This window comes from Paracoccus sp. MKU1, assembly GCF_001447385.1.
In the GTDB taxonomy this organism is placed as follows: domain Bacteria; phylum Pseudomonadota; class Alphaproteobacteria; order Rhodobacterales; family Rhodobacteraceae; genus Paracoccus.
On the sequence record NZ_LLWQ01000027.1, the window covers coordinates 1 to 775 of the forward strand.

At 67.7% G+C, this 775-nt stretch carries 2 protein-coding genes; both read left to right on the plus strand.

Annotation, left to right across the window (positions count from 1 at the left end; genetic code table 11):
- A partial coding sequence (locus AQY21_RS02060) for a hypothetical protein (RefSeq protein ID WP_238986669.1) occupies positions 1-251 on the plus strand: 251 nt, incomplete at its 5' end.
- A partial coding sequence (locus tag AQY21_RS02065) for a CoA transferase (protein ID WP_161905874.1) occupies positions 251-775 on the plus strand: 525 nt, incomplete at its 3' end. The genes AQY21_RS02060 and AQY21_RS02065, both read left to right, overlap by 1 nt.

A 775-nucleotide genomic window follows, 5' to 3' on the forward strand; every position in this document is an offset into this window, starting at 1 on the left:
CGGACCTGGGCGGCATCCACAACACGGTCGATGCGGTGCTTCATTGCAAGGCTCATGGGGTGGAGGCCTATCAGGGCGGCACCTGCAACGAGACCGACATCTCGGCCCGCGCTTGCCTGCACGCCGCGCTCGCCACGCGGCCCGACCGGGTGCTGGTCAAGCCGGGCATGGGTTTCGACGAAGGCATGACCATCGTCGCCAACGAGATGAACCGCGTCCTCGCAGTGCTGGAAACGAGGCGCGCAAGCTGATGGCCATATCTTTGCAACCCTATGCCGGCCTGCTGGTCGTCTCGCTGGAACAGGCAGTGGCGGCGCCGCTGGCCTCGTGTCATTTCGCGCGGGGCGGCGCGCGGGTCATCAAGATCGAGCGCGAAGGGGGCGATTTCGCCCGCCAATACGACAGCGCCGTCAAGGGCACGGCCTCTTATTTCGCCTGGGCCAACCACGGCAAGGAAAGCCTGTGCCTCGACATCAAGGATGCGCGCGACGCGGCGCTGCTGCACGACATCCTCGACCGGGCCGACGTGTTCATCCAGAACCTCGCCCCCGGCGCCGTCGCCCGCGCCGGCTTCGGCACCGAGGCGCTGCGCCGGCGCAATCCGCGGCTGATCACCTGCGACATCAGCGGCTATGGCGAGGACGGCGCATACCGGGACATGAAGGCCTATGACTTCCTGGTCCAATGCGAAAGCGGGCTGGTGGCGGTCAACGGCGCGCCGGGCCATCCCGGCCGCATCGGCGTCTCGGTCTGCGACATCGGCGCCGGCATGAAC